We start from the raw sequence: 19,398 nt of genomic DNA, 5'->3' as shown, positions 1-19,398 counted from the left end.
CAAAAAAACACCGTAAAAACATTAAGAAGTTAATAGATAAAGATATTGGTCTCTGGAATCTTGAAGAAAACGATTTCAAAATAGTGCAAAAGGGGCGATTGTCTAACAGCTTTAATAAAAAATTATTATGTAACTTGTTACGAAAAAACGAGATTCTAAGCTTACTTAAAGCAAACAATAAAGCAACTTCGGATACCTCAAGAGATAGCTTAAATAATCTAGCTAGCACCTTATCAAAGCAAACGATAAAAGCTCAAATTTTGCATAGCTTAAAGAAGAGATACTTTAGTGCATCACAAAAAATTATTTCTTCCATGGTGAATGGCGATAGGAATCCAGAAATACTTCTAAGAGAACGTTCAGGCTTATTACTAGCAAAAGCAAGTTATACTTTGGAAATTAATTATCCGGATGACTTAAAACTTGCAGAGCTTTCTAGAGAATGCGAATCTAGTTTATTCGGCCCGATACCCGAATTTGCATAATTAAATGTCCACCCATTCATCGTCAGTGTCAAAGCGAGCATCCCCTTCATTGTAAAACGTTTGTAAATGAAGATGCATATTAATTCTGACAGCTGTACACATTCGAGCATTATGAATGGCATTGCCATTTAATCTTGTAGATTTAATCATCTGAGAAGCCCAAATCTTCAAATCTTCGTCCCAATATCCAGAATCACGTATCAATGAAGTAGCCGCGGTTTGATAATCGCCTTCAGTATCCTTAACATAAATCCATTTTTCTTGAGTTGGATAATCAATGCGAGGAGGTATTTTTTCTCCGTTCCCACCTCCCGGCAAATCCCTCGAACTCCCCCAATCTCCATAAATTAATCTTTGGTATCCAGTATTCTTAGAAACTTCGTTAAAAATCATCCTGTCCAAAATATCTGTTTCATTAATCCCATCTACAAACTGCATAGGAAAACTAGTATTTGAGATCACAATTGGAACTCTATCTCCTAACTCATCCAACACACAATTAACATATCTTACTAATTCAATTGCACGTGTTTCATATTGTCGAGGTTTTAAATAACCCAAATCAAAAATAACTAATTTTGACACATCAGGGCGGATGTTCAGGATTCTTATCAATCTAGGGAGATTAGATATATGTACACTTTCAGAAATTCTCAGAACAATCCCTCTACCAATATTTGCTAGAGATTCACATTGCCCCTCTAACTCACGATCATTTCCTAATTGAATACAAGGGATTGCATTGGGTAACTCTCTTACAAACTCTACCCAATTGGAATAACCATCTCTGGGGTCAAGAAGCTGCCTCAATTCATCATGAACAGGTCTCTCAGTCTTTGGTTCCTTAATTTTACGAGCAATATCTGCAATCCATGGTCGTTCACCAACAGACATATTTATTCTATCGACCGAACTAACTAAATGTTTTGAGTTAGCCCATGGCTTTAAGCAAAAAACTGGAAGCATTCTATCAAGAGTAGAGTTCGGCAGCTCTTTCATTGCCAACATTTCAGCTGGCTTCAATCCAATATTTGGGATGTATTGAAAATTAAAAAAATCAGTCAAAAAAAACTCATACTACACAGGATAACCCAATCTAATCCGCATGGCTGTTTCAGAAACCCCGAATTCGGCAGCCAATATTTCAGCCTTCTCATCCTTATCGTAATCTTGTAACTCTTGCAATCTAAGATTTAATTTTTCTGTAGGCATCAGCAAAAAAGCAGCAAACCTATTCGCTTCTGCTTCAACTTGACTTGTCAAACTAGAGCGATACAAAACATTATCTCTGACGCCATCACCTATTAAATCTCGATGAAACAAGTAATGTGCTATCTCATGGGCCAACGTAAACCTTTGGCGATGTTTAACTTCATGCTTATTAATTCTGATTAAAAAGGTTCCTTCGTCAGGACGTATTTCACCTGAAAAACCAGGCTCTAAAGTAGAAACCGAAATTTTCAACCCAAGTTCTTTGGCCAAAGCACCTACTTTTACAGGAACCTCGCTACAATATTTTTGTATTAATTTGAGTTCATCAGCACTTAATCTATTTAAGAGTTCCATAGCAAAACCCACTCAACAATTTATCTAAGGTTGATCATTATCTATAAGATCAAAATCTGGTTCTAAACCGAGAACATTAGACATCATAGATGAAGAAACTTTTTTAGTAATTAATTCTCTAGTCTCGTCTGTATTAATTTCGCTCACAACCTTTTCATTAATCAATTGCCTAATTTCATCTGACTTCAATTCTGCAATTGCCGCTTTTCTTGCAACTTCTCGAGCTGCACGTTGCATTTGATTCCACCCTAAGATAGCGAATACACCAACTATCACAGCAACACCTGTTAAGATAACACCAGAGGCTGCAATTAAAACGCCAGCACTACCCAGCAACAACTCTGCATTCGACAATGTATCTCCCCCAAATTCATTATTTCCCATAAATACATATAGCCTGTCCCAAACAAAAAATGCGACAAGTATTATAAACATTAAGGAAAATAGAGCTACAAAAACCCTACCCATGCAACACCATTAATAGAACATAATAAGAACTAAAAATCAAGTAAAATCACTTCTTCCAAATCTTCTGACCGCTACCCGGTAGGTTGAGTTTTTCCCAGAGGTTGTCGATTTTGTCGATGACCTCTTTTTCCATATAGATTTCTTCGCCCCATTCGCGTTTGGTTTCCGGATATTGTTTATCCGTGGCATCCAAACCGATTTTGGAACCAAGGGACGGTTCCGGGCTTGCGAAATCTAGATAATCAATCGGGGTATTTTCAATCACGGTGATGTCACGTGCCGGGTCCATCTTGGTGGAGACCGCCCACATCACATCCTTCCAATCCCGTGCATTGATATCGTCATCCACCACAATGATCCATTTGGTATACATAAATTGGCGTAGATAGCTCCACGCGCCCAACATCACCCGTTTGGCATGGCCCGGATAGGCTTTCTTCATGGAAATCACGGCGATGCGATAGCTACAGCCTTCCGGTGGTAACCAGAAATCAGTAATTTCAGGGAATTGTTGTTGCAGAAGCGGGATAAAGACTTCGTTTAACGCTTCACCCAACACAGAAGGCTCATCCGGTGGACGACCTGTGAAGGTGGAAAGGTAAATCGGCTTTTTGCGCATGGTGATCGCAGTAATGGTGAAGGTCGGGAATTTCTCCACAGAGTTATAATAGCCTGTGTGATCGCCATATGGCCCTTCATCTTCGTAATCATCCAAAGATACATGCCCTTCAAGGATGATCTCTGCTTCCGCAGGCACTTTTAATGGCACGGTTTTACAATCAACCAGCTCTACCTTTTTGCCACGTAGAAGGCCTGCAAATTGATATTCGGATAAGGTATCCGGCACAGGTGTCACCGCGGCTAAAATCGTGCCCGGGTCAGCCCCTAGAACCACTGCCACAGGCAAGGGTTCGGATTTCTCATTCTTCCAACGTTGATGATGTTGTGCGCCACCGCGATGTTTCAACCACCGCATGATGGTTTTATTTTTGCACAATTTCTGCATCCGATAGATACCCAGATTAAACACATCTGTCTTGTCGTTTTTCGGATTTGGTCCCTGTGTCACCACCAATGGCCATGTGATCAAGGGTGCAGGCTCATCCGGCCAGCAGCCTTGGATCGGAATGCGGTCCAGATCAATATCATCGCCTGTCAGAACCACTTCCTGACAAGGCGCTGATTTCACCGTTTTTGGCTTCATCGCCAAGACGGATTTGATCATCGGAAACATCTCGATCGCTTCTTTGATATTGGCAGGTGGTTCCGGTTGGCGGAAGAAGGCCAAAGTTTCACCAACTTCGCGCAATTGGTCCGGTTCACGATCCATGCCCCATGCCACACGTTCCACGGTGCCAAACAGGTTTACCAGAACGGGCATTTCCGCCTTTTCGCCTTTTTCATTCACCGGATTTTCAAACAGGACAGCTGGTCCTTCTTCCGCCAAAAGACGGGTTTGAATTTCGGTCATTTCCAAATGGGTGGAAACAGGTTCGGACACGCGGACCAAACGGCCTGTTTCTTCCAGTTTATCCATGAAATCACGAAGGCTTTTATACGGCATGATCTTCTTTAACTCTTATGAAATATGTCAGGAAGCTATGACATGGAAAATGCGTAGGTGCAAGTATCTGCAACGGATACCTGCGCCTACAATAATCATCGACGGGATTAATCGACAGGTTTCATCCAACGCTTACGCCAACCGCGTGTTAGCATTGGTGTTAATTCTACGAGGAAGACGGCTGATAAGATCAACGCACAACCGACAAAATCGATCGGGGAAAGACGTTCCCCCAAGAAGGCCATGCCTGTCATCGCGGCAAAGACAGTTTCCATGGAAATGATGATCGCCGCATCCGCAGGCCCTGTATATTTCTGTCCCAAGACCTGACAGGTAAAACCAATGCCCACAGAAATAAATCCGGCATAGGCCAACATCCATGCGGAATCTGTCAATTGCGCCATGGTGACTTCTTCTGTTGCTACGGTGAAGATCAAGCCAATGAAACCAACGGTCAGGAATTGGACAAAGGCAAAGAGGGCCGGTTTGCCAACACGTTGCCCATAAACCCCAACCAATAATACATGCATGGCCCAGAAGAAGGCAGAGACCAAAACCCAGAAATCACCGATATTCAGCTCAAACGCGGTGCCGGATATATAGGCCCCATAGGCGCCACTTAAAATCGCGGTGCCCCCGATGCAAGCAAAACCCGCGGGCCATACAGACCAATGCACTTTGCGGCGGAATAACAACACACCTAATACTGGTACCAGCAACACATAAAAGGCGGTCAGGAAACCCGCATTGGTCACCGTAGTATAGATGATACCATATTGTTGGATATAAGCCCCAGCGAATAGGCAGGCGCCTGTTAGGGAAAAGCCAAACCAGTCTTTACCAGAAAGCAGTTCACGTTCCCCACGTGCGGCTTCATGTTTGATCGAATTCCATTCACGCCAAGCAAAGGGTGCCACAACCACAGCCCCCAGATAGAAACGGATTGCCGTAAAGGCCATTGGGCCAATACTATCCATTGCCACATGTTGAACAGCAAAGGTTGATCCCCAAATTGCCGCTGCTAACAGCAAACATAAATTCGCCTGCCATCTTGTCATGACCGCTTACTCCGCATCTGTGAATTTTCAATTTGATTGTTTCTAGAGGAAACCCCGAATTTGGAAAAGGCTTAATATATCACAACAGTATAGATTTCGCGGCAACTGCATCTTTTCAGCCTTAGGGCGAATTTACTTTTTCACCTAGATGCGCTAAGACAGGAAAATAATAAATGAAAAGTAATTAGAATACTCAACCAGTATACTAACACTAGGCTTTCAAGCTTTAGGAAGAGAGTACATGTCTGAACAATATTTTGTGGTCGGCGGGCTATATCAAGATACAACTTTTACAGAAATGGCTGACGGGCATAAATTGGCCCGTCTTGGTCCGTTTGATAATTATGACGAAGCCGTTGCGGTTTGGCGTGCAAAAGCCATGGAAACCATTGATGAAGCTTATGCAAAATTCAACATCGAAAAAGCGTCTCATAGTGAATATTTCGTAATTGGCGGGGAATATACCGATACGGATTTCAAAACCATTAAGGGTGGTGAGGAAACCAAATTCGGCCCTTATGCGTCTCGCGAAGAAGCACGCGATAAATGGAAAGCACTTTCCATGGCAGATATTGATAACTGCTATGTGCGTTATCGCATCGAAAAAATGTAAACCTTCTTTTTCACGCTTCTATGAGCATCAAAGATAAATTACATCGTGCGCGGGCCTATCCATATGATAGCCCGCGTTTTTCATATCTGTATCATGATGGGGATATTAAAGATTTTGATCTATCCTTGACCCAAGATCGAACGCCTGTTCTTGCGTTCGGATCTAATAAAGCGCCCTCTCAACTTACACGAAAATTTGGTCATCTTGCTGATCAAATGATACCTGTGGAACAGGTGAAGCTATATGACTTTGATGTGGTCTTTGCGGCCCATATTACGTCATACGGGGCTATGCCGGCGATGTTGCAACATTGCCCAGATGTGATTGTTTCCGTTGCCATTACATGGCTGGATGAAACACAGCTTAACATTATGCATAAGAGCGAGCTTTATGCCGCGAATTACAGTTTTGCAGAACTAAATAACATACGCATTGATCGTGAAGATCATTCTTCACTCAATCAAATCTATGCTTATATTGGGGAGCGCGGACATTATTGTCCTGCAGGGAATCAATCAGATGCGATTTCCATTTCTGATGTCCATGCTGAAAACAGGCAATGGGATAATGAAACAACGGCCTCTTTATTAAGCCGATTGCATCAACAGCTGGAAATCAAGGAAAGCGAAGAAGATTTTATCCTTCGGCTAGTTTCAAATGTGGCATATCGCCGTGGGATAACGGCACGGATCAGTCGTGATGAAACCACCTTTGCTTATCCCTACAAAATCATCACATCTGGCGATGATTTGGATAAGACATAAAAAAGCGGCCTCTCAATTCTGAGAGGCCGCTTTAATCGGAATTCGGTTACGTAAAGAAGGATTACTTCTTAACGTTTGCCCAGCGACGACGCTTCGCAGCGATCGACAAGCCAAGCAATACAACCAAGAACAAGATAACCATCAAGCCCATGCTTTTGCGCTGTTCCAATTCAGGTTCAGACGCCCAAGCAAGGAATGTGGAAATGTCACGAGACATTTGTTCTAAGGTTGCAGGTGTGCCATCTGCATATTCTACTGCATCTTCAGAAAGTGGAGGTGCCATAGAAATCGCATGACCAGGGAAGTATGCATTCCAATACTTACCTTCTGCAACTGGTTGTGTATCATCATAACCTGTCAACAAGGCATATACATAATCCGCACCGGATGCGGTACCACGACCAGCCATCCATTGTGTGAAGTTATATGGAATATTGCCATGACCTGTTGCACGCGCTTTTACAAGCAATGAGAAGTCAGGTGGGTATGCACCATCATTTGCAGCACGTGCTGCATTCTCATTCTCAAACGGGCTAACGAAACGATCAGATGGTTTCGCAGGACGCTCAAACATCTCACCTTCGTCATTAGGACCATCAATCACAGTTGCTTCTGCAGCAATGGCTTTGATTTCAGCTTCGTTATAACCCAACGCATCAAGGTTACGATATGCAACCAAGTCCAAGCCGTGACAAGCAGAACAAACTTCTTGATACACTTGGAAACCACGTTGTGCAGAGGCCTTATCGAAAGAGCCAAAAAAACCAGTCCAAGACCATTTTTCTTGCGGTGAGTGAACACCACCCGCAGCATTTGCGGAAGAAGCAGCACCAAACGCCATAGCGGCTACTGCTGCGAGCGAAACAATAAATTTACGCATAATATTCGCTCCCTTATTCAGCTGCGTCGAGGACAGGTTTAGAGATAGAAGCCGGTAATGGCTTCGGACGCTCAAACCAACCAACAACTGGTGTTAGAACTAACAGATGTAAGAAATACCAGAAAGTCGCCCAGTAAGATGCTGTCACATACCAACCTTCAGCTGGTTTACCACCAAGATAACCCAAGAATAAAACGTCGATTGTGAACACAATTACCAACCACTTATAAACGGGACGGTAACGGCAAGAACGAACTTTGGATGTATCCAACCAAGGTAACACTGCCAACAATGCGATAGACGCAAACATTGCCAATACACCTGCCAACTTCGCATCCATCAACCAAGAGATCGGGATATACAAGAAGCTGTCTTCTGTGAAAGCACGCAAGATTGCATAGAAAGGTAGGAAATACCATTCAGGTACGATATGCGCTGGTGTAGATAATGGATTTGCCGGGATATAGTTATCTGGATGCCCCATATAGTTTGGCGCATAGAATACGAAGAATGCCCAAGCCAATACAAACACAACGATCGCTGTTAAATCTTTCGCTGTCATATATGGATGGAACATAACTGTATCTTGTGGACCTTTTGGATCGATACCATCTGGGTTGTTAGAACCTGCAATATGCATCGCGATGATGTGCAAGATAACAAGACCAAGAATAACGAATGGCAACAAATAATGTAGCGCGAAGAAACGGTTCAATGTTGGGTTATCAACGGAGAAACCACCCCAAAGCAATGTTACAATGAAATCACCCACTACAGGGATCGCAGAGAACAAGTTGGTAATTACTGTCGCACCCCAGAAAGACATTTGACCCCAAGGTAGTACATAACCCATAAAGGCTGTACCCATCATCAACAAGAAGATGATAACACCAAGGATCCAGATGATCTCACGAGGTTGTTTGTATGATCCGAAATACATTCCACGGAAAATATGAATATAGACCACAATGAAGAACATGGAGGCGCCATTCATATGGATATAGCGGATCAACCAGCCATAATTCACATCGCGCATGATACGTTCAACAGATTCAAACGCATAATCAACATGTGGGGTATATTGCATTGCCAAGATAATACCGGAAACAATCATTCCGATCAGGGCAATCATAGCCATCCCGCCGAAAGACCAGAAATAGTTCAGGTTCTTGGGTACAGGAAAGCCTGTATATTCATTATGTATATATGTAAAAACCGGCAGGCGTACATCAATCCAACGTACAACTGGGTTTTTGAATTCTGGTGCAGGTGCGCCACTCATCTTATAAACCCTCCTTATCCGACTTTAATAACAGAATCACTGGTGAAAGAGTATTCAGGAACCACCAAATTAATTGGTGCAGGACCTTTACGAATACGACCAGATGTATCGTAGTGAGAACCATGACATGGGCAGAACCAGCCGCCAAAATCACCTTTTGGCTCGCCGTCTTTTTGACCCAATGGCACACAACCCAAATGGGTACATACGCCAATCATCACAAGCCATTTAGGCTTCTGAACACGTTCAGCGTCGGTTTGCGGGTCAATCAAAGTAGCAACATCAACTGCTTCTGCTTCTTCGATTTCAGCCGCTGTGCGATGTCTGATAAACACCGGCTTACCACGCCATTTCAATGTAATAGCCTGACCTTCTTCGATTCCATCAATGTTTACTTCCGTAGAAGCCAACGCCAACACGTCCGCAGACGGGTTCATAGAATCGATCAACGGCCATGCAAAGCATGCGCCACCCACAGCTGTTGTAGCTGTAGCAGCGATATTCAGGAAGTCGCGACGGGAGGTATCCTCCGGTTGAGCCGCGTTCTGGCTTGTATCCGCCATTTTCGTCCCCTCATTCCGATCACAATTTGGCCTGTTACCAGGCCGGTTTAAATCTGTCTCCAGATCCGCTTCATAGTCCTCAAATATGAGAACCGGTTTACGTCATTTATCCGGTTTTGAATTTCGAATACGAAATTTCCCCAAAACAACTGGATAAACTACCTCATGCCAAAAACGCCACAAACCAGCAGAAAAGCTGGCTTCAAGCGTTTCCCCCACCCCTTCCGGTTCAAGGAAGGCATGAATCTATCGGTTTTCCTATACAAGATTAGCCCCTTATTGGAAAGGAAAAGATCGCGAAAATGTGATAATAATCTTTGATTTTCTTTTAAAAATCTTTGAAAGAGGCTAAAAGCAACGCCTATGAAAGGGCTTTACATTAGTCCCACTATAAAGACAAAATCAGCCATAAGGATTTAAACCTTGTCCAACACCAAATTACGCCTTGCTATGTATCAACCTGACATTCCACAGAATGTGGGCACAATGATGCGCTTTGCCGCCTGTATGGGGATGGGAATTGATATTATCGAACCTTGTGGTTTTGTTTGGGCGGAAAAAAAGATGCGTCGTGCTGGCATGGACTATCTGGATGATGTCGATTTCACCAAACATCGTAACTGGGACTACTTTGTTGACCAGTTACCCGGGCGCCTGCTGCTTTTAACCACTAAGGGAGCCGTTGGGTATACAGACTTTCAGTATCAGGAAAACGATACTCTACTTGTGGGACGTGCGTCATCAGGTGTGCCGGAAGAAGTCCATCAACGAGCTGACGGACGACTACTCATCCCTATGCAAGAAGGAATGCGATCCATAAATGTCGCATTATCCGCAGCAATGGTATGTGGTGAAGCTTTGCGCCAAACTCAATCATTCCCGCAGATATAGAAGCTTATCTGCCATTGCCAAAGACATTGCACTTTTCTTAGAATGATTTTAGTTAGTGCATCTTCACTTATAATATTCGGAACATCTTCATGACTGACGCAGCCTTTTCACAAGAACTTCAAGAAAAACAAGATCAAGCATCCCAGTGGTTTAAAAGCTTGCGAGATCAAATTTGTGCTGCTTTTGAAGCTATCGAAGATGACCTAAGCGGGACAAATGCTGATAAAGAGGCTGGTCGTTTTGAACGTAAAACTTGGGAGCGCCCGGATTCTGAAGCCAATCATGGTGGTGGCGGTGAAATGTCTATCATGCGCGGCCGCGTCTTCGAAAAGGTCGGGGTTAACATCTCTAAAGTCCACGGTGTATTTTCTGAACAATTTAGAAAAGAAATCAATGGCGCAGAAGAATCAGATGGTCAGTTTTGGGCGTCTGGTATTTCTCTTGTTGCCCACCATCACTCCCCTCTTGTACCCGCTGTTCATATGAATACCCGCTTTATCTGCACCTCACAAAGTTGGTTTGGCGGAGGGGCCGACCTGAACCCGATGTATGAAGTTGATGAAGATACCAATGATTTTCACAATGCTTTCAAGGCGACTTGTGACAAGTATGATAGTAGCTACTATCCAAAATTTAAAAAATGGTGCGACGAATATTTCATGATCAAGCATTGGGATGAGCCGCGTGGTGTTGGCGGTATCTTCTATGACAGTTTGAATACAGGTGACTGGTCAAAAGATTTCAGCTTCACGCAAGATGTAGGCAAAACCTTCCTCGACATATATCCAAAGCTGGTCCGCCGCCATTTCAATGAAAGCTGGACCGAAGAACAGCGTGAATGGCAGTTGGTAAAACGTGGCCGATATGCAGAATTTAATTTGGTTTACGATCGTGGCACACGTTTTGGACTGATGACAGGTGGCAATCCAGAAGCGGTACTCATGTCGTTACCACCTGAAGCGAAATGGCCTTAGGGTTTTCAAAGCGTCAGATTACGCTGACGCTTTTTCTTTTGCCACGGCCATCATCATTGCTAACGTCATAAAGAAGCTTATAAGCCACCAAGCTGACCAGATAGAAAACGCGGCCATCGAAATAATCCAAAAACTGCAAAAGAAATAGAATATTACAAAGATCATCTTTCTATCGATATTCTTTTGACGGAATAATTTTTGTAGATTCAGTATAAATATCGCCATCACTAGCAGAACTAAAATGATGCCTATTACACCTGTTTCGACAGCAACTTCCAAAACCCAGTTATGTGGGTGTGCCGGAACATATTCTTGTCCTTTAAAGAACACCAATTTCGTATTGGCATGTTCTGTTTTTGCAATTCCGTCAATACCAACGCCAAGGAGCGGATTTGCCTTCAATTTTTCATAAACAAATGACCATATCACTTGTCGATGATGATCGGGATAGGACAATGCAGGCGCAGGAACCTCTCCTATCTTCTCAATCGGGGCCAAACGCTCCATCACCGAAGCTGTGCCAAATAACGCCAGTGCAAATAATAACGCCACAACAATTTTTCGCCAAATTGTCGATAAAAATGTAAGCATTATAAAAAATGTAGCCCCGATCAGCCCCAATACATTCCCAGCCATAGCTGAGCGGTTTCTTAACGGAGAGTAATTATCTGCATAGATAAACAGAATTAAAATCACTATACACGCAGCATATATCCAACGATTTGGCGCTTGAGAACGTAGTAAGAAATATAGCGCAACAGCTAAAAAGACAAAAGCTAAGGCGCTGTCATTCTTATAGAAAATCAAGCGATTGGTAATACCTAACCAATCATAAAAAACCGTCTTAAAAAGTGGGATATTGAAGTAAATAAAATAGATACCAATTAAACACCAGATAACAAATACAGTTAGCCCTATTTTCATTCCGTGCTGGGCGAGTCCTTTTCTTGATTTCGCATAATGATAAAACATCACAGCAACGATTATCATCGCCAATGTTCGCAATGTTACTTGCAGTGATTTACCCGGATCAATTGAAAATACCGACGTAATCGCAAACCAACTAAATATCGCAACAATTCCAATCCCAATTGCCGTACGGCGATATGCCCATATCATGCGAAAACTAGTTGTTCTCAGGAATCTAAATGTGAGCAAAATAATAGCAGGTACAAGCACAATTCCCATCGCAACACGGCTGACAGGAGATAAGGCGATACCTACTCCAAACAATCCTGCCATCCAGTAGTCCAAGCGATCTGCATCCAACTGTTTAGGCTGTCCTGTGAAATTTGCCATAGAATTCTGCTTTACTGTGAATATGAAATCATTGAAAATCCGCAGCACTATAACAATCTCCACTTATTAGTCCATTTATAAAATAGAACATTTTCAGGCATCATCTTATGAACACTTCTTCCCCATATCAGACTTTAGAAAATCTTTTCCGTGAAACGGCCTTAATAGGCGAAGCTATGTCTGTCTTGCATTGGGATATGGCTGTCATGATGCCAAATGGTGGCTTTGAAGCCCGCGGCGAACAATTAGCAGCCTTAAAGGTGATTGAGCATTCAAAAGCTGTTGATCCAAAGATAGGAGACCTTCTCGATCAAGCAGAAGAAACGGCTTTATCTGATTTAAATGAGTGGCAGAAAGCTAATCTAACGGAAATGCGTCGAGGTTATGTTCATGCAACAGCTTTAGACGCCGACTTAGTAGAAGCGCATTCAAAGGCTTGCTCAAACTGTGAGTCAATTTGGCGAGAAGCAAAAAAGGAGTCTGACTTTAACACTGTGCTGCCCGCCTTACAGGAAGTTTTAGATTTAAGTATTCAAGTCGGCGAAGCCAAAGCAGAGAAACTTGGTTTGAGCTTATATAATGCACTATTGGATCAATATGAACCGGATGGACGCGCAGAAGAAATTGCACCGATTTTTGAAGATTATGCAGTCTTCTTGCCTGAGTTTCTGCCTCAGGTTATCGAAAAACAATCTCAACATGGCCAAAAAACCTTAGCAAAAGGACCGTTTTCCGTCGACATCCAACGCCAAATTACTAAGAAATTCGCCGAAACAGTTGGTTTCGATTTCGACGCTGGCCGATTAGATGAAAGTGCACATCCATTTTCAACAGGTCATCGTGGCGATCAACGTATTACGGTTCGTTATGAAAAAGATACATTTGGTCCCGGCCTGATGGCTGTTCTGCATGAATGTGGTCACGCCATGTATGAAAAAGGCCTACCAAAAGAGTGGTCCTTACAACCGGTTGGTGAATCTCGTGGCATGGCAATCCATGAAAGCCAATCTCTAATCGTAGAAATGCAAGCCTGTCGTTCCCGTGAATTCTATCAATGGGCAGCCCCTGTTTTGCAGGAAGCTTTTGGGCAAACGGAAGGATTTGGTATTGATGAACTTCATCGTGACGCAATTTGGGTGGAACCTGGATTTATTCGTGTCGATGCAGACGAAGTTACCTATCCTGCTCATGTCATTTTGCGTTTCCAACTAGAACAAGCGCTCCTAAATGGCGACATGAAACTTACAGATTTACCATCTGCATGGAATGAAGGGATGGAAAAACTGCTTGGGATAACACCCCCTAATCATGCATTAGGATGTATGCAGGATATTCATTGGTTTGACGGCGCTTGGGGATATTTTCCGACCTACACTCTAGGCGCAATGTCAGCAGCACAACTTTTCCTGGCAGCGAACGAAGAAAAACCAGAAATCAAAACCGAAATTAGTAAAGGAAACTTCGCACCATTAATGTCTTGGCTTGGCGAAAACATTCACCAAAAAGCATCCCGATATAGTTCTCAAGAGCTCATGAAACAGGCAACAGGACGTGCGTTAGACCCAACTGCTTTCAAAAATCATCTAACAACGCGCTATTTAGGGTAATTTTTCGTAAGCGAAGCTTGCGATAGCCGTTATCTGCGCTTAAAAGAACATCTAACATTAATTTTCATCTATCTGGCGATATCTCATGCAATATATCTCTACCCGCGGACAAGCTCCGGCTCTTAACTTTGATGAAGTACTACTTTCTGGCTTGGCGCGTGATGGTGGCCTTTACGTTCCAGAAACTTGGCCTCAATTTACCGCTGATGACATTCGTGAAATGCGTGGCTTGCCTTATGATGAGCTTGCGACAAAAATCATGTATCCGTTTGTAGAAGGCAGCATCCCAAAAGATGATTTTGCCAACTTGGTAGCAGAGGCCTATGCAGGTTTTGAGCATGATGCTGTATTACCAATGAAACAATTGGATTCCAACAGCTGGATGATGGAGCTTTTCCATGGCCCGACTTTGGCTTTCAAAGATGTTGCTCTTCAACTTTTGGGGCGTTTGTTTGACTATGTTTTAAAGAAACGTAACGAACGTGTCTTAATTGTCGGCGCGACATCCGGCGATACCGGATCCGCAGCAATTGAAGCATGTCGCGACCGGGATTGTATTGATATCTTCATCTTACATCCACATGAACGCACCTCTGATGTTCAACGTCGTCAGATGACGACCGTATTATCCAGCAATGTATCTAACATCGCCTTGCGTGGTAGTTTCGATGACTGTCAGGATATTGTAAAAGCCCTGTTCAATGACATGAATTTCCGTGATCAATATAATCTATCCGCGGTAAATTCTATCAACTGGGCCCGCATTATGGCTCAGATCGTATATTATTTCTATGCGGGTATTTTGGTGGGCGCACCAGATCGCGCAATCACCTTCTCTGTGCCAACAGGTAACTTTGGCAATATCTTTGCGGCCTATGCTGCCCATAAAATGGGCTTGCCTGTTGATCAACTCATCGTTGGTTCTAACAGCAATGATATCCTAACTCGCTTCTTACAAGACAATGATATGTCCATGCTGGAAGTTGAACCTAGCTTATCTCCCTCCATGGATATTCAGGTTTCCAGTAACTTTGAACGTCTTCTATTTGATTTATTGGATCGTGATGGTGAAAAAGTGGAAGAAGTGATGAATACCTTCCGCAGCACAGGAAAAATGCCGTTGGACACATCCAAATGGGAATTGGCAACTCGTTTATTTACAGGTCATCGTTTGTCTGATGAAGAAACATTGGGGGCTATTGGCGCGATTCATCAATCCACAGGTGAACTCGTTGATCCACATACCGCCGTTGGCATTATCGCTGGCTGGACACAACGCCTTGAACCTGCCTCTCCGCTTGTTTGTATGGCAACAGCGCATCCTGCAAAATTCCCTGATGCTGTGGAACAAGCGACGAATATCCGTCCACCTCTTCCGTCACGTCTTGCAGATTTGTTTGAACGTGAGGAAAAATATATTGTGCTGGATAATACTGTTTCTGCAATTCAGGCAGAAATTAAAAAGCATAATCGCGCAGGCACTCAAAACTAATTCAACTATTTGGTGAAGATTAAAGAGATAAGATGAGCAACGTTCAAACTTCAGCACTTTCTAATGGCCTTCGCGTCGTCACCGCAGAAATGCCATTCTTTGCATCCGTGAGTGTTGGGGTTTGGGTAGGCACAGGCGCACGCGCAGAAGAAGCGGCAATCAACGGTGCTGCGCATTATCTTGAACATATGGCGTTCAAAGGCACCACAAGCCGTACGGCGCGAGACATTGCGTTAGAAGTGGAAAATGTTGGCGGTTATTTCAATGCATATACTGCACGTGAAAATACAGCCTACTTCTTAAAAGTACTTAAAGACAATTTACCTCTCGCAGTGGATATCCTCTCCGATATTCTCCAAAACCCGATTTTTGACCCTGAGGAACTTGAACGTGAACGCGGAGTAATTCAGCAAGAGATTGGACAATCTCTCGATACACCTGATGATATTATTTATGACTACTTTCAGGAAACCGCCTATCCAGATCAAGCTATGGGTCGACCAATCCTAGGCACTTCGCATACTGTCCAACAGATGAGCAGGGACAACCTGATCAATTTCATGGACGCGCGTTATCGACCAAGAAATATGGTTTTAGTTGCGGCGGGGGCAGTCTCTCACGCAGAGTTATTGAAACTTGCAGAAGACCACTTTGGCAATCAACAAGATGCAGCAACTCCCATAATTGAGAATATAAACTATCAAGGTGGGGACTTTCGTGATGATAAAGAGAGCGAGCAAGTCCATTTTAAATTAGGCTTCAATGGTGTTGCCTATGGTAGTGAGGATCAATTCCCAGCCACAATTCTGTCCACCTTATTAGGGGGCGGTTCCTCATCACGCCTATTTGAAGAAATTCGCGAAAAACGCGGTCTCGTCTATTCCGTTTATAGTTATTCAGAATCTTTTATCGATGGCGGCTTATTCGGAATTTACGCAGGCACAGGCGCACAAGAAATTTCAGAACTGATTCCTGTCCTTTGTGATAGTTTGAATGATTGTCGTCATAGCATTAATGCTGATGAGTTAGAACGTGCAAAAACACAGCTTAAAGCGACCATCTTAATGGGCATGGAATCTTGTGATGCACGTGCCAACCAATTAGGTACGCAACTGTTAACGTATAATCGTTTCTGGACGATGGAAGAATTATCGCGCAAAATAGAAGCAGTCAGTATTGAAGAAGTTCAACAAGTTGCGGCAAAGATATTTTCAACAACACCAACATTGGCAGCTATTGGGCCACTTTCAAATCTTGAATCTTATGATCAGATCCGGGGTAGATTGTAATTCATGTCAAAGCTTTGGCTAAAGCGTGTACCAAATATCAGATTAGCGGGGCCTAGATTACATATTAGGCCTCCTGTCAAATCTGACATGGATGACTGGATCGACATTCGGGTTAGAAATCTTGATTTCCTGCGCCCGTGGGAACCACAACGACCAGCTAGCTTTTTAACTAAACGTGGCTATATCAATTATATCGCAAGCCTACATGCGAATTGGGAAGCAGGCCGAGGGGCATCCTTTTTCATTATTGATAATGAAACTGATGCTTTAATGGGCGGCGTTAATATGAACAATATTCGCCGCGGTGTCGTTCAAAGTGCCAATGTGGGATATTGGTTAGGCGAAGAATTTACCCAACAAGGCTTCATGTTTGAGGCATTAGGGCTATGTCTAAATTATGCATTCAACGTACAAAATTTACATCGCATTGAAGCCGCATGCTTAACAGAAAATACGGCAAGCCGTCGTTTGCTAGAAAAAATTGGTTTTTCTGAGGAAGGCTTGGCACGTAAATATCTATGTATCAATGGGCAATGGCAGGATCATGTTACCTATGCCATTCTTGAATCGGATTCCCGCCCCAATCCATATGAATAACTTCTTGATCTAGGTTTCAAGTAAAGCTGCAATTGGTTTAAAACTTTTGCGATGATGAGGGGTCACACCGTTTTCTGCCAAGCCGTTCTGATGAGCTTTGGTTCCGTAACCCGCATTCTTCTCCCACGCATAATGGGGATAATCCTCTGCCAGTGATTTCATCAGATGGTCTCGCTTAACTTTTGCCAAAATTGAAGCTGCGGATATAGAGAGACTTTTACCATCCCCTTTCACGACCGTTTGCGTCGGTAATCCCAGAATTGGATCTTTATTACCATCCACTAAAACTGCATCAGGTTGTTGTGAAAGACCCTGAACAGCACGGCGCATCGCAAGAAATGTCGCTTGAAGGATGTTCAATTCATCAATTTCGTCGACAGAAGCTTCACCATAAGCAAAGATGACATGCTCTTGAAGTTGCACGTAAAGAGCTTCGCGCTTCTTCTCGCTCAATTTCTTAGAATCATCTAGTTGATCGAATAATTCCTTCGGGAATGTTTCCTGATCGATGATGACTGCACATGTCACCACGGGCCCCGCCCAAGGTCCTCGCCCCACTTCATCCACACCAGCCACTAACTGATAGCCCTCCTTTTGGAAGGCTTGCTCAAGTGAAAAATCTGGCATGATTAGATGTCCTTTGTCTCAGTATCAGGCTTAGATTTTCCGCCATTTGTAAATCGTTTGGCGTTACGTCCCTGATACGCTGCTTTGTAGTTTTTCGCAAAGGATACCGAATTTTTTAAGACATGTATCAAGGCTTCCAAAAAGCGGCGCAGGAAATTCCATTCATTCATATAAATAAGCCTGACCGTCGCTCTAAATCCGGCATCATCTTTTGATTTTTCATGCAAACGCCTTGCTGCGTCAATATAAATAGGGCTACTGATCAACGACAACACAGTCACAGCCACAATCAAACGATGAATATCAGAGGCGATCAGGTTTGAATCTTTGGCCGCTGCACCCAACACAAAAGCAAATTCCCCTAGTTGCCCTAATACCAAAGACACCATAAAAGCTCGTTGCCATTCTTCGCCTAGTAACCTTAAAACCCCGACATTCATGGCTGTTTTAAATACGGTGACAAAGAGCCATAAGGCAAAGACAAGTCCCAAATTATCCCACAAGAAACCCAGATCAATCAGTAAGCCGATCGAAAGAAAAAAGGCCATCAGCAAGATCGCCTGAATAGGGCCTGCATTATGGTGTACCAATTCACGTTGTTGACTGTTACCTGCAATCAAGCCAGCTAAAAACGCGCCAAATGCCGGAGATAACCCAAACAACCCAGCCACCGCAGCAATCAGGAAACACCATGCAATTGAAGCTAAAGGTGCGAGATCATCTTTCCCTTCCAGCAATTTATGAAAAGGTAAAGATATTCGACGAACACGGGTCAAATAGATGATAATTGCAATAAGGATTCCAACAGACAAAGCCACCTCTATCAAGACGAACCAGTTAAGAGAGCCGCCAGTTAGATTCCCAACGATAACCAGCATAGGGGCAACTGCTAAATCCTGTGCGATAAGTACGGCGACAGTAATACGTCCCACACGTGTTCGGGCTTCGCCAATCGACTGCAATACCTTTACAGCCACAGCTGTACTGCTCAATGCGAGGCAGAAACCGAATAAAACGGCCCATTCTGTCGGCCAATCAAATAAACTGGTCAATCCCCAGACAGCCAATAAGCTTGCACCTATCTGCGCAAGAGTTGCCGTAACGGCAACTTTCCAGACACTTTTGAAGCTTTGAACGGATAATTCCATTCCAATAAAGAATAGAAGCAGGATCACGCCAAGTTCTGCCATCAAAGCAATATTTTCACGACCTGTGACAAAACCAAGGCCACTTGGCCCAAGAATGACACCGGCGAAAATATACCCAATAATAGCTGGTTGTTTGATACGCACCATTGCCATTCCACAAAATGTGGCTGCAACGGCAACAAGGGCAAGTCCGGTGAGTTCTATTGATCCATGCATAAAAGTTACTATACC

The 19,398-nt window shown here is 43.4% G+C and carries 20 protein-coding genes; 9 read left to right on the top strand and 11 right to left on the bottom strand.

What is annotated here, in order from left to right; genetic code table 11:
• Window positions 1-485, top strand: a 485-nt coding sequence (locus tag E1160_RS17090) for a hypothetical protein (RefSeq protein WP_218048730.1), incomplete at its 5' end; no start/stop codon positions are given.
• Here the strand turns inward: E1160_RS17090 and E1160_RS05590 are convergent.
• The 5 genes from E1160_RS05590 to E1160_RS05570 form a co-directional block, all read right to left on the bottom strand.
• The gene (locus E1160_RS05590) at window positions 486-1,550 is read right to left on the bottom strand and encodes a beta family protein (protein ID WP_155154020.1); all 1,065 of its coding nucleotides are present in this window, start codon (window positions 1,548-1,550) and stop codon (window positions 486-488) included.
• A gap of 12 nt (window positions 1,551-1,562) precedes the next feature.
• Window positions 1,563-2,051 (bottom strand): ImmA/IrrE family metallo-endopeptidase, encoded by a 489-nt coding sequence (locus tag E1160_RS05585; protein WP_155154019.1) that lies wholly within the window; start codon window positions 2,049-2,051, stop codon window positions 1,563-1,565.
• A gap of 24 nt (window positions 2,052-2,075) precedes the next feature.
• The gene (locus E1160_RS05580) at window positions 2,076-2,435 is read right to left on the bottom strand and encodes a hypothetical protein (protein ID WP_155154018.1); all 360 of its coding nucleotides are present in this window, start codon (window positions 2,433-2,435) and stop codon (window positions 2,076-2,078) included.
• 130 nt (window positions 2,436-2,565) lie between these two features.
• Entirely contained in the window at window positions 2,566-4,083 is a 1,518-nt protein-coding gene (locus tag E1160_RS05575; RefSeq protein WP_155154017.1) for a UbiD family decarboxylase, read from the bottom strand.
• Between the two features lie 107 nt (window positions 4,084-4,190).
• The gene (locus tag E1160_RS05570) at window positions 4,191-5,141 is read right to left on the bottom strand and encodes a DMT family transporter (RefSeq protein WP_155154016.1); all 951 of its coding nucleotides are present in this window, start codon (window positions 5,139-5,141) and stop codon (window positions 4,191-4,193) included.
• Window positions 5,142-5,382: 241 nt separating this feature from the next.
• On the opposite strand from E1160_RS05570, the gene E1160_RS05565 reads away from it, so the two are divergent.
• Together E1160_RS05565 and E1160_RS05560 are read left to right on the top strand one after the other, a co-directional pair.
• Window positions 5,383-5,754, top strand: a complete 372-nt coding sequence (locus E1160_RS05565; RefSeq protein WP_155154015.1) for a DUF4170 domain-containing protein — start codon at window positions 5,383-5,385, stop codon at window positions 5,752-5,754.
• Window positions 5,755-5,774: 20 nt separating this feature from the next.
• The gene (locus E1160_RS05560; RefSeq protein ID WP_155154014.1) at window positions 5,775-6,518 is read left to right on the top strand and encodes a hypothetical protein; all 744 of its coding nucleotides are present in this window, start codon (window positions 5,775-5,777) and stop codon (window positions 6,516-6,518) included.
• 61 nt (window positions 6,519-6,579) lie between these two features.
• Here E1160_RS05560 and E1160_RS05555 read toward each other — a convergent pair whose 3' ends face one another.
• The 3 genes from E1160_RS05555 to petA are packed head-to-tail and all read right to left on the bottom strand — an operon-like array spanning window position 6,580 to window position 9,243.
• Window positions 6,580-7,398, bottom strand: coding sequence for a cytochrome c1 (locus E1160_RS05555; protein ID WP_155154013.1), 819 nt, complete (start codon window positions 7,396-7,398; stop codon window positions 6,580-6,582).
• Window positions 7,399-7,411: 13 nt separating this feature from the next.
• A complete protein-coding gene (locus tag E1160_RS05550) occupies window positions 7,412-8,680 on the bottom strand; it encodes a cytochrome b (protein WP_155154012.1) in 1,269 nt (422 codons plus the stop codon).
• 14 nt (window positions 8,681-8,694) lie between these two features.
• Window positions 8,695-9,243: a ubiquinol-cytochrome c reductase iron-sulfur subunit gene (gene petA, locus E1160_RS05545; protein ID WP_155154011.1), complete on the bottom strand. Its 549-nt coding sequence runs from the start codon at window positions 9,241-9,243 to the stop codon at window positions 8,695-8,697.
• Window positions 9,244-9,666: 423 nt separating this feature from the next.
• Here petA and E1160_RS05540 point away from each other — a divergent pair, with 423 nt between their 5' ends.
• The gene (locus E1160_RS05540) at window positions 9,667-10,134 is read left to right on the top strand and encodes a tRNA (cytidine(34)-2'-O)-methyltransferase (RefSeq protein ID WP_328597125.1); all 468 of its coding nucleotides are present in this window, start codon (window positions 9,667-9,669) and stop codon (window positions 10,132-10,134) included.
• A gap of 89 nt (window positions 10,135-10,223) precedes the next feature.
• The gene (gene hemF, locus E1160_RS05535; RefSeq protein WP_155154010.1) at window positions 10,224-11,108 is read left to right on the top strand and encodes an oxygen-dependent coproporphyrinogen oxidase; all 885 of its coding nucleotides are present in this window, start codon (window positions 10,224-10,226) and stop codon (window positions 11,106-11,108) included.
• Between the two features lie 18 nt (window positions 11,109-11,126).
• On the opposite strand, the gene E1160_RS05530 is transcribed toward hemF, so the two are convergent.
• On the bottom strand, window positions 11,127-12,407 hold the full coding sequence (locus E1160_RS05530; RefSeq protein WP_155154009.1) for an O-antigen ligase family protein: 1,281 nt from the start codon (window positions 12,405-12,407) through the stop codon (window positions 11,127-11,129).
• A gap of 107 nt (window positions 12,408-12,514) precedes the next feature.
• Between E1160_RS05530 and E1160_RS05525 the strand changes: the two genes are divergently transcribed.
• From E1160_RS05525 to E1160_RS05510, 4 genes are all read left to right on the top strand, one after another.
• The gene (locus E1160_RS05525; RefSeq protein ID WP_155154008.1) at window positions 12,515-14,014 is read left to right on the top strand and encodes a carboxypeptidase M32; all 1,500 of its coding nucleotides are present in this window, start codon (window positions 12,515-12,517) and stop codon (window positions 14,012-14,014) included.
• Window positions 14,015-14,099: 85 nt separating this feature from the next.
• On the top strand, window positions 14,100-15,506 hold the full coding sequence (gene thrC / locus E1160_RS05520; protein ID WP_155154007.1) for a threonine synthase: 1,407 nt from the start codon (window positions 14,100-14,102) through the stop codon (window positions 15,504-15,506).
• 32 nt (window positions 15,507-15,538) lie between these two features.
• Window positions 15,539-16,795 carry a M16 family metallopeptidase gene (locus E1160_RS05515; protein WP_155154006.1) on the top strand — a complete coding sequence of 419 codons (1,257 nt, stop codon included), beginning with the start codon at window positions 15,539-15,541 and terminating at the stop codon, window positions 16,793-16,795.
• A 3-nt stretch (window positions 16,796-16,798) separates the two neighbouring features.
• Window positions 16,799-17,392, top strand: a complete 594-nt coding sequence (locus E1160_RS05510) for a GNAT family N-acetyltransferase (RefSeq protein ID WP_155154005.1) — start codon at window positions 16,799-16,801, stop codon at window positions 17,390-17,392.
• A 9-nt stretch (window positions 17,393-17,401) separates the two neighbouring features.
• On the opposite strand, the gene E1160_RS05505 is transcribed toward E1160_RS05510, so the two are convergent.
• Together E1160_RS05505 and E1160_RS05500 are read right to left on the bottom strand one after the other, a co-directional pair.
• On the bottom strand, window positions 17,402-18,019 hold the full coding sequence (locus E1160_RS05505; RefSeq protein WP_155154004.1) for a ribonuclease HII: 618 nt from the start codon (window positions 18,017-18,019) through the stop codon (window positions 17,402-17,404).
• Between the two features lie 2 nt (window positions 18,020-18,021).
• Window positions 18,022-19,398: cation:proton antiporter (locus E1160_RS05500; RefSeq protein WP_155154003.1), on the bottom strand; the 1,377-nt coding region annotated here is incomplete at its 5' end.

The sequence above is a fragment of the Curvivirga aplysinae genome (genome assembly GCF_009711445.1).
Taxonomy (GTDB): Bacteria; Pseudomonadota; Alphaproteobacteria; order UBA8366; family Aestuariispiraceae; genus Curvivirga; species Curvivirga aplysinae.
Note: the sequence above shows the minus strand (reverse complement) of the source record. Positions and strands in the feature narration are given on the sequence as shown.